14 protein-coding genes are annotated in these 14,125 nt (G+C 32.5%); 2 read left to right on the top strand and 12 right to left on the bottom strand.

Going from position 1 to position 14,125, the window contains the following annotated elements:
- Positions 1-70: 70 nt before the first annotated feature.
- On the bottom strand, positions 71-856 hold the full coding sequence (locus ACJROP_RS03405) for an ion channel (protein ID WP_406534096.1): 786 nt from the start codon (positions 854-856) through the stop codon (positions 71-73).
- Positions 857-1,177: 321 nt separating this feature from the next.
- Between ACJROP_RS03405 and ACJROP_RS03410 the strand changes: the two genes are divergently transcribed.
- Positions 1,178-1,888 carry a hypothetical protein gene (locus ACJROP_RS03410; RefSeq protein ID WP_406534097.1) on the top strand — a complete coding sequence of 237 codons (711 nt, stop codon included), beginning with the start codon at positions 1,178-1,180 and terminating at the stop codon, positions 1,886-1,888.
- 196 nt (positions 1,889-2,084) lie between these two features.
- Here ACJROP_RS03410 and ACJROP_RS03415 read toward each other — a convergent pair whose 3' ends face one another.
- Entirely contained in the window at positions 2,085-2,480 is a 396-nt protein-coding gene (locus ACJROP_RS03415) for a TadE/TadG family type IV pilus assembly protein (RefSeq protein WP_406534098.1), read from the bottom strand.
- A 70-nt stretch (positions 2,481-2,550) separates the two neighbouring features.
- On the opposite strand from ACJROP_RS03415, the gene ACJROP_RS03420 reads away from it, so the two are divergent.
- On the top strand, positions 2,551-3,249 hold the full coding sequence (locus ACJROP_RS03420) for a thymidylate synthase (RefSeq protein WP_406534099.1): 699 nt from the start codon (positions 2,551-2,553) through the stop codon (positions 3,247-3,249).
- Between the two features lie 12 nt (positions 3,250-3,261).
- Here the strand turns inward: ACJROP_RS03420 and ACJROP_RS03425 are convergent, their stop codons facing one another.
- The 10 genes from ACJROP_RS03425 to ACJROP_RS03470 form a co-directional block, all read right to left on the bottom strand.
- Complete coding sequence (locus tag ACJROP_RS03425) at positions 3,262-6,933, bottom strand: C1 family peptidase (protein WP_406534100.1); 3,672 nt, start codon at positions 6,931-6,933, stop codon at positions 3,262-3,264.
- 111 nt (positions 6,934-7,044) lie between these two features.
- On the bottom strand, positions 7,045-8,025 hold the full coding sequence (gene bsh / locus ACJROP_RS03430; protein WP_406534101.1) for a choloylglycine hydrolase: 981 nt from the start codon (positions 8,023-8,025) through the stop codon (positions 7,045-7,047).
- Positions 8,026-8,150: 125 nt separating this feature from the next.
- Positions 8,151-8,693, bottom strand: a complete 543-nt coding sequence (gene rbr, locus ACJROP_RS03435; RefSeq protein ID WP_406534102.1) for a rubrerythrin — start codon at positions 8,691-8,693, stop codon at positions 8,151-8,153.
- 91 nt (positions 8,694-8,784) lie between these two features.
- The gene (gene rbr / locus ACJROP_RS03440) at positions 8,785-9,330 is read right to left on the bottom strand and encodes a rubrerythrin (RefSeq protein WP_406534103.1); all 546 of its coding nucleotides are present in this window, start codon (positions 9,328-9,330) and stop codon (positions 8,785-8,787) included.
- A gap of 113 nt (positions 9,331-9,443) precedes the next feature.
- A complete protein-coding gene (locus ACJROP_RS03445; RefSeq protein WP_406534104.1) occupies positions 9,444-10,274 on the bottom strand; it encodes a DUF4013 domain-containing protein in 831 nt (276 codons plus the stop codon).
- A gap of 221 nt (positions 10,275-10,495) precedes the next feature.
- Positions 10,496-11,212, bottom strand: a complete 717-nt coding sequence (locus ACJROP_RS03450; RefSeq protein ID WP_406534105.1) for a DUF4013 domain-containing protein — start codon at positions 11,210-11,212, stop codon at positions 10,496-10,498.
- A gap of 130 nt (positions 11,213-11,342) precedes the next feature.
- The gene (gene mch / locus ACJROP_RS03455) at positions 11,343-12,314 is read right to left on the bottom strand and encodes a methenyltetrahydromethanopterin cyclohydrolase (protein WP_406534106.1); all 972 of its coding nucleotides are present in this window, start codon (positions 12,312-12,314) and stop codon (positions 11,343-11,345) included.
- A 204-nt stretch (positions 12,315-12,518) separates the two neighbouring features.
- Positions 12,519-12,725 carry a hypothetical protein gene (locus ACJROP_RS03460; protein WP_406534107.1) on the bottom strand — a complete coding sequence of 69 codons (207 nt, stop codon included), beginning with the start codon at positions 12,723-12,725 and terminating at the stop codon, positions 12,519-12,521.
- Positions 12,725-13,402 carry a hypothetical protein gene (locus ACJROP_RS03465; RefSeq protein ID WP_406534108.1) on the bottom strand — a complete coding sequence of 226 codons (678 nt, stop codon included), beginning with the start codon at positions 13,400-13,402 and terminating at the stop codon, positions 12,725-12,727. Before ACJROP_RS03465 ends, ACJROP_RS03460 begins: the two co-directional genes overlap by 1 nt.
- A 150-nt stretch (positions 13,403-13,552) precedes the next feature.
- A complete protein-coding gene (locus tag ACJROP_RS03470) occupies positions 13,553-14,053 on the bottom strand; it encodes a nitroreductase family protein (RefSeq protein ID WP_406534109.1) in 501 nt (166 codons plus the stop codon).
- Positions 14,054-14,125: the final 72 nt, after the last annotated feature.

The following is a 14,125-nucleotide window of genomic DNA, read 5'->3' on the forward strand; positions in this document are numbered from 1 at the left end:
ATCGGACAATTTTTATCTTAAATCTAAATTAAATAAAAATTAATATTTATTTAATAAAAAAAAGTTTAAATTACTTTTTTAAGACTTCATCAAGCTTTTTATGCAATTCCTTATTTTCCGCACGGGACTGTTCAAGCTCCTCTTTAATGTCTTTCAGCTGAGAGTTCAAATCTTTAAGTTTCTCATCTAAAGCGGATAACTCCTGCTCGGCATCACTTTCGATATTCAATATCTTGTCGGTAAAGTAGGATGAAATTGCTCCTGTAAGCATGGAAAATACAAAAATGCCCATTACCAAAAGCAAAAGGGAAACCAATCTAGCAGGAAATGTATTCGGCATTATGTCCCCATATCCGACAGTTGTCAATGTAACGACCACATACCACAAGCTGTCGAATAACCCCAGTGTTGAATCGAAAAGATATATGGCTAAAGTAAAGACAATTACAACAAAAACTATCCATGTTACAATCTTGTCGAACTTTGTCCCTTCAATAAATCTATGTATGCTCTCAAAATATCTTTCAAGAACGCCGGATAACTTAAAAAGTTTCAGCAATAGCATAAAACGAAAAGCCATGAAATATACAGGCAAAAACAGCTCAAAAGGAATTGATGCAATTAAAAACAGAACATTATATTTGAAAAATGTGCCTTTCTGATCTGTCTCCTGAAGCTTGTAGAAAAAATCAAAAAGCAAAATGACACATAAAACTACATCAAAAATCAAAATGAAATTTTTTAAACCACTTGGAAGATTAAACAATAACAGATAAACTATACATACGGCATCCACCAGGATTAAAAGGTTAATACCAATATATAAAGCATCTTTTGAATCGTAATTTTCAAGCAAGTTTTTCACCTAAATATCTATTTTAAATTACTATGTAATATTTATTTAGGCTATTTAAAAAAATTGTTTTAAAACTCTTTAATTTAGTTATAAAAATATTTTTGAACTTTAATAATCATAAAAAATAAATATAATCAAGATAAAATGATAATTGTAAAGATTCAGTCCCGATTCTTTACAATCATTATGCAGAGAATACTATTTTAGTTCCATGAGAATTTAAAATTGGCGGATAAGGTTGGAGCAATCCGGCCTTATTCTTAAATATTCACCAAAAGATAATATATTAAAAACTATTAAATATCAAGTAAAGGTGAAAATGTGCAAAGAAAAACCAAAATAATCTTAATTGTTGCACTTTTATTATTTTTAGGAATTGGAATTTATAATGAACAGACAGAAATTGTCGATTTAGATTTCATATACTACAAGAATACCACCGGAATAATCGGTGAAAACGATTTGGGAACCGTAGAGAAATACGTTTACGGAAATCCTAATGCAACAAAAACCATTGCTCTTATTACTGGAATCCATCCAAGAGAAAAGTTAGCAATAGATCCTGAAATAAAAGCTGCTAAAGAATTTGGAAATGAAACCAACGATACCAAAATCCTGCATTATCAGGTAAACGTAACTAAAAATCCTAAAAACTATAAAAAGGGACGTGCAAACGGTGAAAGTCTTGTTCATGACTTTGTAAATCCTGATGTTACACACTCTGATGCAGACTGTGTAATCATAAGCCATTCCCATGTCGAATGGTATGGCGAAGGATTCTATCTGGCAACTCCCGAAATGGATAAGCCCTCAGTTAAAATAGCTAAAAAGATTAACAATACCACTGATTTCGGATATTATCCGAGAACAGGAAATGAAACATATAAGTCAACATCTGCCATACTTGTATCAAAGCCAATAGCTCAGGCAGGCTATCCTACTTTCGTATACGAAATTCCGGAAAACATCACAAAGCAGGATTCAACGGATATGGCCAAAGAATTATTCAGACTTATGGTGAAATACACCTGAAGATGATTCCATATCATCTTTACTTTTTTTGATAGCTTGCAACCACCATTATAATTAAAATTATCATCAAGGAAATCAATATTTTATATTTTCAGTGCAGGATTATGATAGCTAACTTGAAAATAATAAAACAATTAATAAAAAAATAAATAATTGAATTGAGTAATCTACATGAAGAAATAGAAAAATTAGAATTTCAGTTGAAATCCTTATTCCAATCTTCAGTTATGTTTACTCCATTGAGAAAAACAGATCCATCCGGCCTGAATTCCAAATCATCCCCGCTGGACTTGAATATGGTATGTTCATATCCATTGCCGTCAGTGTATTGTTTAATATAGTCCTCCTGCTGGCCAGACCATACCCAACCCTCATCATCAGAGGTTATATTGACAGAATCTGTGGAAACATCAACGGAATTCCCTGATACCTCGGCACTGACAGTGTCATTGGAGACATTTACGGAAACAGAGTCATTTTCAAGTCTAGAAGCTTCATCAACAGCACTTTGAACATTCCAATAGAGCAATGCACCAACAATAGCTAGAAAAACAATTGCTATTGCAGCAATAATCAAATAATTTTCATTCAAAAAAACACCTGTTAATCTTTATATATTTTATGAAACATAACTTTAATTAATAAAACGGAGCTGTTATTAAATGTTAACCATAAACCAATGTTACATAGATTTTGTAGATAAAATCCTAAAGCAAGGAAAAGAAACATATAAGGACTCAAATCATCATCTAGTGGAAAGTTTAGGTAACTTTTACATTATCGATGATCCATTTGACTTGAAATTCAGAGCCAAATATCAACATTACACCCCGGAAATGCTATTGGCTGACATCAAATCCGGAAAATTCGATATGGAAGCTTGCCCCATCAAAAGTGATGCATTATATGAATACGTAAAATCAGCAGAAAATCCCGATGACCAAGGATTCGTATACACTTACCCAAACCGTATATATGCCCATTTTGATGTTGACCAGTTCAACACCATGAAAGAAAGGATTTTAACAGCAACAGGATCTAACCGTGCAGTGGCTGTAACAATCGACCCCCAATTGGATGCCGATAGAGAAGATATCCCATGCCTTCAGTTCCTGCAATGCCTCGTTCGTAATAACGAGTTAACAATACATTGCATTTTCAGAAGCAATGATATTTTCGGCGCATTCTACTCCAACATGTTCTTCATCGCTTATCTCGGTTTGAAAATGAAAGAAGAAGTTAACAAGGAGATTATGGGTGAAAAATTGAACTTTGGCGGAGTTCACTACCACTCAACTTCCGGACATATTTACAATACAGATTTAAAAGCAGCTCGTAAATTAATTAAAGCAAATAAATAAGGTTTTTTAACCTTATTTTTTGACTAATATCTTTTTACTTATTTTTGCAGATCCATAGCTTGCAGTCAATGTGAACCTGCCTATTTTTTTAAATGATTTGATTTTAAAGGTAGCTATTCCTTTCTTGTTTGTTTTGGCCTTATAGGTTTTGCCCCTGAATTTGACGGTTACCTTTTTGTATTTCAGGATTTTACCGTTTTTGTTAAGCAATTTGACTGTATATTTGAACGTCTTTGATTTTTTAACTGTTTTGGCATACAATATCAAAGTAGGCTTAACGGTTATCTTATTTGAAACAGAATATCCATTATATGTTGCGCTTATTGTATAAGTTCCCGGTTTTAAGTTTACTTTGAAATATGCATTACCGTATTCGTTTGTATAGCTGTAATATGTATTTCCATTTACCTTGAATGTTATCTTAGCATTTTTTATGACCTTTCCGTAATCATCGTATGCCTTCACCATATAATTTTTCCCGGCACCATAATACATTGTTATCGCACTGTTATGGGTAAGCCTTGAAACCACACTGATTTTTTGGGCTTTGGTTTCATATTTTGTTGTTATGCAGACATCATAGGAAGCGGGAGTTAAATCGATTGCTATTGAAACATAACCCTCCTTATCGCTGTAGACTGAATAGAAATTCTTGCCTATGGTCACGTTAACCTGTGAGTTTCTCAAAGGATCCCCCTCTTTGGTCAAAACATTGAATAGATATTTTGAATTTAAGGTGTATTTGGTATTGGTCGGCAAGTTGATTGTGGACTTAACTGAAATGTGTTTAATTATATCATGTTTGCTATTGTCGGAAACGTCATTAAATGAGATTACTATATCATATTCACCTATTTCTAGTTTAGGATTAATGACTGCACTTCCTTTATCGTCTGTCTTTACAATATGCTCTTCATTATTTATTGTAAATTTTAGTTCCTTTCCGCAAACCGCCTTTCCGGCATCATCTACTAAACTAGCATTGAATTTAATGTTAGTTCCATTATAAGAGATTACATTACCTGCAATTATGACAGTGTTTTTAACATTTACGGTTGTGCTTGTTGTAGATGAAACATAACCCAGATTGTTAAATGTTGCATAAACATTATTAGACAAATTGTCAAATAAATAAGTAATCTTTGCATATCCATTTGCAATCTGTGCAGTGAAGTTTTTACCTCCAATTGTGAATACCACCTCACCTGAATCAATTAGAAGACCATATTCATCATATGCACTAGCAGTAATCTCACAAGGATTATAACTGTCGCCAATAGACAATTCAATATTTGAATTAAATTTATCAAATACTGTAAATGCCTTGATACAAGCCACTTGTGAGTTATAGGTATGGCTGGAATAAGCCCATTCTAAATCATAGATATCAACCCAGTTTACACCATCATAGCTTAAATAGGATATATTTCCACTATACAATTCACGGTTAAGGGAAACGCTTTCTGAAATTGGAAAAGCAGCTTCACCATCAACGCTTATTTTAAATACAACTTCAAAAACATCTCCAAGACCAAGCGGAATCAGATTTCTCAAATCAATTGTATAATAACCTGAATGTGAAGAACCGCTTTTGGCATATTTTAATATGCCATTTACATAAATTGACAAGTCCCAATCCGTATTTTTTTCAAAATATGTTGAAACTCCAGCCAAATACTCATCGCCAGTTGATGTGAAAATATTCTTATACCAAACTGTGCTGGATTTGTTCAAGAAGTAATCGGTTCTGCCGGAAATGTCATATTGGTAATTCTTATCGTATCTTATTGTATCATTTAGAATGAATGTGAATGTTGAATCTGGTTTGTTCAATGGAGCCAATTTTGTATCATAATAGGAAACATAATAAAATCCTTTATCGCCACTGCCTGTGCCCCAGCTATTCTTAATAATCCATGCCCCATTTCCTTCGGGTTTATTCTTGAAATTATCTTTTGAATAATTGTCATCCCAACCCACAATGACTACTGCATGATTGGCACCGCTAGTACCATCATAATAATAATTTTTCCCATTCAGATAGCTACTTTCCCACCTGATACAGGTTGAAACAGCACCATACTTCATTATGGCCTTTTTGATTTCATCATTATCAGTGTAGCTAGTTCTTTTTAATGTTAATATATTTTGTATATGTATAAAACTATCAAATATTGGAGACAATAATGACTGATCACTATATTCATCATCGCTATCATTAATAGGGCCCAGCCAAGATGTAAGGTAACCAATGCCCATCCTATCATATCCACCGGTATTAGTTTCCATTGCCCATCCATAATCTGAATACTTTGACATCAGGTTCTTCATGTTCTCTTCGGATAAATCAAATGCAATGCCAGTCGCTTTTAATATACAGGATTCCAGAGAACCAATAGCTGCAAAAGCCCAGCAGTTTCCACCTTTTCCCTGATTTTTAACGGGAGTAACCAGACCTAAATCTCTTAAGTTATAATAAGTTGGCAATACATCACTATCAGATGCATTAAACTTAACTAAAATATAATCATTAGATCCAATGTTTAAATTAGGAAAATTAGCTTCATAAACATCATTATTGAATAATGCTTGATTATTTAAAAATACATTACCAAAGTCTTTATCCAAAACAGAGAAAGGATCTAAATTTTCAGAAATAAGCGAATAAACTGCACCTGCAGTATTTGAAGCATTATTATTGGTAAATGTATTATAAAATGGAATGAAATTATATACCTCATCAACAAATAACGCTGCACCATTTTCAGCAACGTTTTTGTCAAATGTAGAACGATTCAAATATAAATCTCCATACATTATATAAATTGCTCCACCATCATATTTTGCTTTATTATTTCTGGCTTTTAAATCATTGATTGTCAAATAACTGCTAAGGGAAGTTATTGCTCCACCAAATGTAGCATTACAACTAATGATTTCAATATCATCAGCAGCCAAAGTGGAATTCATCAGATAAATTCCGCCTCCAATATCACTTGAATAATCATTTAAAAATTTAGACTTTTCAATCATTACATTTGCATTCTTATCAGTTGCAATAGCACCACCAGAATTGGTTACATGGTTATCTTCAAAAATAGAGTTAGAAATATTCAAATAACCATTTTCCACATAAATAGCTCCGCCAGATGTAGCGGAATTATGAATGAATGTACAATTATCTAAGAATATGTGGGAATCCTTATTTGCAGAATAAATTGCACCCCCTTTTGATGAGGTAGAATTTGAAAAAATAGTATTTTGAGCAGTGATATTCCCATAATTAGTAATTGATATATAATTTAGCGTTAAATTTTGAAGAGTCAATGAACTTGATACAGAAAAGCTACCATAATTTAATACAGTCTTTGAAGAATCTTGACCAATTATTGTTAGATTACTTCTTGAAACACTAGACCCTAAATTATACTCCCCATTAGCCAAATGAATAATGGAGTTATCATTTATTCTAGATGAAGTTATCTCTTTGTAAGGATTTGTAATTGATCCGTCTCCCGTATCATTTTCAATATTTGAGTCAAAATAATAATCTCCAGTAGTAAAATCATTATCCTGAAATGTTGAATCGATTATGGTTTCGTTATCTAGCGCAAATGCAGTTGGAAGCATAATCATTAAACATAGCAATATTGAAAACAATAGAGCAATCTTATTTCTTTTCAAGTTATTGCCTCCATAATACCAATATTAACACTATTAAATTGGTAAAATGTATAGAATACACTTATTTATCATTGTTATAGTATAAATAGCTATTACAAAAAAAGAAAAAAATTAATTAATGAAGTTAAACTGCTCTTCATTAATTAACATATAATTTATCAAATCGGTTGAGTCCAAATCCTCATTATTTAAGCTAACGGCAGTAATCTGCGAGTTGTTATATGTCCTATAGTACAAAACGCCACTATTGGTGTTATAACAGGATGTGTAGATTGTATATTCATACAGATTAGGATCAGCTATGAATGTACAGCCGTTTTGCTGTTCGACAGACCCCAGAATATGGAAGAACTGGCTGACACTGCTTGCCTCGTCACTGCCTGAATATGAATTTGCACGAGTAAATGCAACTTTTGCAAATCTTGAAGCAGAAGACAAATCGCCGGGAAGGCCCAATCCGCCCATTCCTCTTGAATATTCATCCAAATCAATATTTCCGCCAAATGTATTATCAGGATTTTTGTTTGACAGGTTTCTGTAGTTATTCAAGTAGAACAACTGCTTATCAAACGGAGGGTTATTTGTCAATACACCTACCGGATTGTCATAAATCTTAAGTCCGTCTTCCAAAGGTTCAACGATTATTGATTCACCAGTGTTGTCTGAAATCATCCAATGAAGAGGAGATAACGGAAGCTCTTCAGCGAAGTTAATGTTCACAAGATTGATTTCAGATAGAAGTTCACGTGCCTCATCTAAATTAGAGGCTTTTCCTAGCAGATATGGAATCAACTCAAATGGAGTGATGTTAACCATATCCTCTTCAAATTCCCTATAAACCGCATTTCCGGCAAAGTTAAGACCCGCAATGGCCAAGCCTTTTTCATTGCAAGCATCATAATACAAAGGATATGCATCAATGCCGGCAGCTATTCCTATCATAGCATAATGTGATTTAATATCGTCTATTTTTCTAAATTTAAATTCATAGTTTCTAGGAGTGATTGTTACTCTCTCCTTATATGAAATCTCATAATCAAAATTTCTGCCGAAATAATGATTCTCGGTTATGTAATTGCTTGCTGTACACATTTTTATCACCTGAAAAAATAGCGATATTCCAAACTATTGTTTAACAATAGTTATATCTCTGTAAAAAATAATTTATATTTACTATAATAAATAGTTATTGAAAAAAAAGAAAAGAAAAAAAGAATCTAGATGTAGCTAGTATCTTGTTTTCTGAAGTGTGCTTGTGGGTGGTCGCATAATGGACATACTTCTGGAGCATCGGTTCCATAATGGATGTATCCACAATTATTACATTTCCAGGCGATTTCTTCGTCCTTTTTAAAGACTTTGCCTGCTTTGATTTTATCAGATAATGCATTGTATCTGTCTTCGTGAGCCTTTTCGGTTGCGCCTGCAGCATCAAATAAAGCTGCAATATCATCAAAACCCTCTTCACGAGCGGTTTCAGCGAACTCTTTGTACATTGAAGTCCATTCTTCATGTTCACCGGCTGCTGCATCAGCAAGATTGGTTAAAGTGTCAGGCACTCCTCCGTTTAAAAGCTTGAACCAGATTTTAGCATGTTCCTTTTCATTGTCGGATGATTCTTGGAAAATGTCTTTGATTTCAACGTAACCATCCTTTTTAGCTTGGGATGCATAAAATTCATATTTTACACGTGCTTGAGATTCGCCGGCAAGTGCGGCTTTTAAATTTTCTTCGGTTTTAGATCCTTTTAAATCTACCATGTTATCATCTCCGTAGAATTAAATATACAGTCATCTTATATAAAGATTTGGTAATAAAACAGTAACTAAAAAAAATAAAAAAAAAGAGAGCTTATTTAAAGTTAGTAGCTCTTTCTTCAAAGTGTGCTTTAGGAAGTCCGCATACAGGACATTTTTCAGGTGCGTTAGGACCTGAGAATACAAATCCACAGTTTTCACATTTCCATTCAATGTCTGCTTCTTTGTTGAATACTGCATCGTTTTCAACGTTAGCGAGTAAAGTTCTGTATCTTTCTTCGTGTTCTTTTTCAATAGCACCTACCTTTTCAAATAAGAATGCGATTGTAGGGAAACCTTCTTCTTTAGCGGTTTCAGCGAATTCTTTGTACATTTCAGTCCATTCTTCATGTTCACCGTCAGCTGCTGCGTTGAGGTTAGCTATGGTGTCAGGAATGTCTTCGTCGTGCAAGAATTTGAACCAGATTTTAGCGTGTTCTCTTTCGTTTTTAGAAGTTTCCATGAAAATATCGTGGATTTGAACATAGCCTTCTTCTTTAGCTTTAGCTGCGAAGTATTGGTATTTGGTATGTGCTTGGGACTCACCAGCAAATGCTGCTTTTAAATTTTCTTCAGTTTTTGTACCTTTTAAATCAGACATAATTACATCTCCAATATAATAATAGTTATAACTATCATTATTAAAAAAGTTTTTTAAAAAAATTTGAAAATTATAAAAAAAGAAAAAAAATAGATTATAAAAATAATCTATATCTAAGCAATGTCAGAATATAATAATCCAGTAGCCCTGTTTGTTGCAAACATCAAGTATGGGGTTACAATTACATTCAAAATTGCCAATTGAGGCACATATTGATAGAATGCACCTAAAATCGCATTGATTACTGCAATTATGATAATCAATAAGACGATTGTTGCAACAACTTTTCCAACACCGATTCTTTGAATGTCTTTGAAAGCTTCAGGGATGTTTAAAGCGTCACCTAAACTGTCGGTGTTAGCCAATCTTGAATTTGCCATGTATTGAATGAATGAGAAAATGATAAATAATATGGCTGCAACAAGAAGGGTTATTGAAACAGAACCTATTACACCGGACATTACATCTTGAGGCACCATTTCAAGAGCAGAGCTTGCAACAACAGTACCGTTGGTGTTTACTGCAGTTTGGTTCATGTATCCAACCATGTCCACAATGTTTCCAGGCACATTTGTTATGAATGCAATGATTAAGGTAATGATTGCTGGAATTATAAAGTAAACGATAGCTACGATAATTGCCTTAATACCTCTGACCAAGTCATTTTTCCAGTCAAAGTCTGGAGCTAGATCTTCTAAATCTATACCTGTTTTGATGATATCTATTTCATAACCGGCTAGTATAAATCCAACAATAACTGCTAAAATAAACAATATGAATGCAATTACAGCATAAATAGCACTGTTTTCAATACCAATAAGAGAAAATATTCCTCCAAATGCTAAAATGCCAACTACAAATGTAATAGCAATATAAATTGCTAGTGCTTTTAAGTTATTAGCCGGGAATTGAAATGAATCCATAATAATTTCTTTAATTTCCATATTATACACCTTTAAAATAATACTCTCATTTAGAGTACATATTACTTTTAAACATACTGCTATATAAACCTTAAGAAAAAATAGCCTTGAAAATTTAAAAAAATGATGATTTGAGCAGTTTAAAAGAAATTAATTAAAATATTAACAATTATAAAAAAAATTTAACAATTTTACAGTTAAATTAAAAATCTAATAAAAAAAAAGAAAAAAAATAGATTTATCTATGCGTCAGCATATAATAAACCTAAAGCTTTGTTAGCGAATAATGTCATGAATGCGCCCGCTAAAAGAGTTACAATAATTACTCCGATATAAGGGATAAATGCAAATAAGCTAACAAGTATAGCTGCAATCATTGCAATGAGTATCAATACAATGACAAATGCTATGATTTTTAAAATTCCAATTCTTTTAACATCTTCTATAACTTCACCGATGTTTAATGCATCACCTAACTCTTTAGTATTTGCAAATCTGGCTAAAGCGATTACCTCAAATATTGCAAATAAAATGAATATGATAATTATAATAATTGAAGCTAAACCTAATGAACCAACAACATGATCAATGCCTGCTCCAACAACACCGAAAATAGCCATTAAAATAAAAGCTATGATACAAGGAATAATCATGTAAACAATACCAATGATTAATGCTTTAACACCATTGAGCAAATTTTCCTTTAAATCTATATCCGGGAAATCATTTGAAGATTCTATACCTTTTTTTATTACATCAACACTATATCCTGAAAGAACTAAAGTAAAAATAAAAGCGATAATAGCAGCAAGGATAGCGACTATTGAATTTTCAATTCCGAAAGAAGTTATAATGCTTGTTAAACTTGCAAGCAATGCAAGAACGCCCACAATAAGGAAATTAGTTATATCAGAGAATGGATATTTGATTGCATCTGAGAAAATTTCACCTAAACTCATATTTTTCACCTATTAAATTTCAATTTTATAAAATACACTCCATTAAAGTGCTATGCATAATATAAAAGTAATAGTATTTAAAGTTTATTGTTGAAATTAGAAAAAAAGAAAAGAAATATGATGAATAAATTTATTCATCAATACCGAAGGATTTTTTAAGCAAGTCTGCGTTGACAAATCCTTCTTTGTACATTTTACCGGTAGTCAAATCGTTGATAACAACTTCAGCAGGAGCAAACATTCCCTTATCGATTTGATAGAAATCAAATCCTGCATCTTTAAATACATCAAAGAACGGTTTGCCATATCCATCAGCTGCAGAAGATGGTAATTTAGCTGCAACGTCTGCAATGTCGTCTCCTTCTTCGGATTCAACATAGTAGTAAGTTCTTCCACCGAACAATACTGCATCATTGGTTTTACCCATAGCCTTAAGTCCGTCTGGGTCAACCGGTGCAATAGGTGCGATACCTGCTGCATGTTTTACTTTGGTTACATCGAATTTGATGAATTCCAACATTTTGTAGGTTCCGTTTTCAACAACTCTTCCAGCAATTTGGATAGATCCAACGAGAGATGATGTAGGAGCTACAAGTAAGTATACGTCTTCAGTTTTAACATTACATTCTTCAGCGATGTAAGCTGCAACTTCTTCGCCAGGCAATACGTCAGCTTCTAATGTTAAAATTGCAAGATCTGCTTCTTTGTCTTCGTATCCAATTTCTTCATAGGTTTCTGCTGGCTTTAATGCAATTGCCCTTGCAGGTCCTGAACCTAATGCAAAGAAGTCACCTACAGATACAGACCAACCTGCCTTTTGGGAACCTAAGGTTGAAATGGAAGGTGAGTCAGTTTTAATTTTTACTGAAGGAAGTGCGAATTTTTCAGATAAATCTCCAGGAATTGAAATTCCAACATCAGCGAGTCCACCAAGACAAACTTTAGTATAAAGTTCTCCTGCTTTAAAACTTCCGTCTACATTTACACCACAGTCGATAACAGTAGCACCATTTTCTAAAGTGGATACGGCGATGTTCAATTCATCTGCCTTTTCAATCATTACATCTACGGTTTTTTTAGCTTCTATGTTTACACTTACCATAGTTTAACCTCATAAAATTCTACTTATAACTTTTAAGTTACTGCTTAAAAATTTATATTTATTATTATTTAAAACTGTCTAAAAGGTTTTAGTTAAATAATCTAAAATCTATCAAAATGAACCTTAGACTCATCATATCTAAGTTTAACTTCACTTTCCTTTTGAAGTTTACATCAGAATTAATGAAAAATAGTCATGAATTGATTATTCAGAACTCGGAAGATAAGGATCAAAACCTAATTGCCTACAAAAATTAATGAAATCTTCTTTAATCTCCTCATTTGATTTACCTTGAGTTCTTTTTTTTGATAGTTCCCTATGATATGAAATTGGTTTTTCACATAATGTGGTGTCATATAACGGGGGTTTATTTTCACGAATGAACTTTATACCACATTTGATTGAAGACATTATTTATACTCCTTTTTAATTAGATTAATATTAATTTTATTATTTAAATATTTCAATAGATTTCTCTCATATATCAAATTTAAAGATTCATCATCTTCAGCAAAATCAAAAGAATGATAATATAATGCTTTTATATTCTTTTTTAGAACTTTAAAGTCCCTGTTATTTACAACACCTTTTGCCTCTAAAATCCAAAATTCATCTTCTGAACAAATTATTTCATAATCTTGAAATGGAAATCTTAAAATTCCAAAATTATCATAAGATGGTGGTGAGAGATAACCTTTAGGATGATTATGAATGGCAACAATTTTTCGCCCATAATATCTAGACTCCAATATTTCACCTATAACCTCTCCTCCAACACCTTTAATATAATCTAGAACTTCTCCAGTTTTAAAATCCAAATATATTATCCATTCATCTTTTTCATTAACTGTCTTACGTCTAAAAATATCAATTTCGTTACAAGCCCTATCACAAAATTCTTGAGGCAAATCCTCTTTTAAAATTGATTCAACAGACTTGTCTATGCTTAAGTTCATATATTTGATGTAATCTGGTTGAACATTGGGGAATAATAATCCTGAACTGTCATCAAAAAAATCAGTTAAATCATCAATTAAATTCCCTATCATTTCACAAAATGTTAATTTTAATAGATTAATGAAATCCATTCTTTTCACCGAAATCTATTATATAAACCAACATTTATAAATTAATCAGTTTTAAATGACTTCAATTTTATAACCCTATACAATTTTTTGTTTAAATTAAAAATAAACTTCATATAACTATGTATTATGAAATTAAACAAAAATATAGTATTAAAATCTATCAAAATGAACCTTAGACTCATCATATCTAAGTTTAACTTCACTTTCCTTTAGAGGCCATCCAACACAAATCACAGAAAATGGAATGCAATAATCTGGAATCTCCAAATATTCCTTTAACTTTAATGTTCTATCTTCAATCGGGTGAAAACCTAACCATACAGCACCAAGGCCTTCATGAGTTGCCTGAAGCAATATGTTTTCGTTGCAAGCCCCAAGGTCTTGCTCAATCATTCCAATCACTTTCGCTTCATTGAGATTTCCAAGAGTGATTATCAGATGAGATGCATTGGCTGCAGGAGCTGCAAACCTGTGCATTTTAGAAATAGCTTCCTTATCCTCTTTTCTAGAAACGACAATGAACTCCCAAGGCTGTGAATTGCATGATGAAGGTGCCTGCATTCCTGCCTTTAGCAAATTTTCTATTAATTCATCACTTACTTTTTCATCCCTGAACTGTCTGACGCTTTTTCTTTTAAAAATTACGCTCATTTAACCACCGAACAACTCTTCAATCTCTTCTCTAACAAATGGATAATCATTAACATCAGTCAAAATATTGAC

Source organism: Methanobrevibacter sp. (assembly GCF_045220775.1).
Classification (GTDB): domain Archaea; phylum Methanobacteriota; class Methanobacteria; order Methanobacteriales; family Methanobacteriaceae; genus Methanocatella.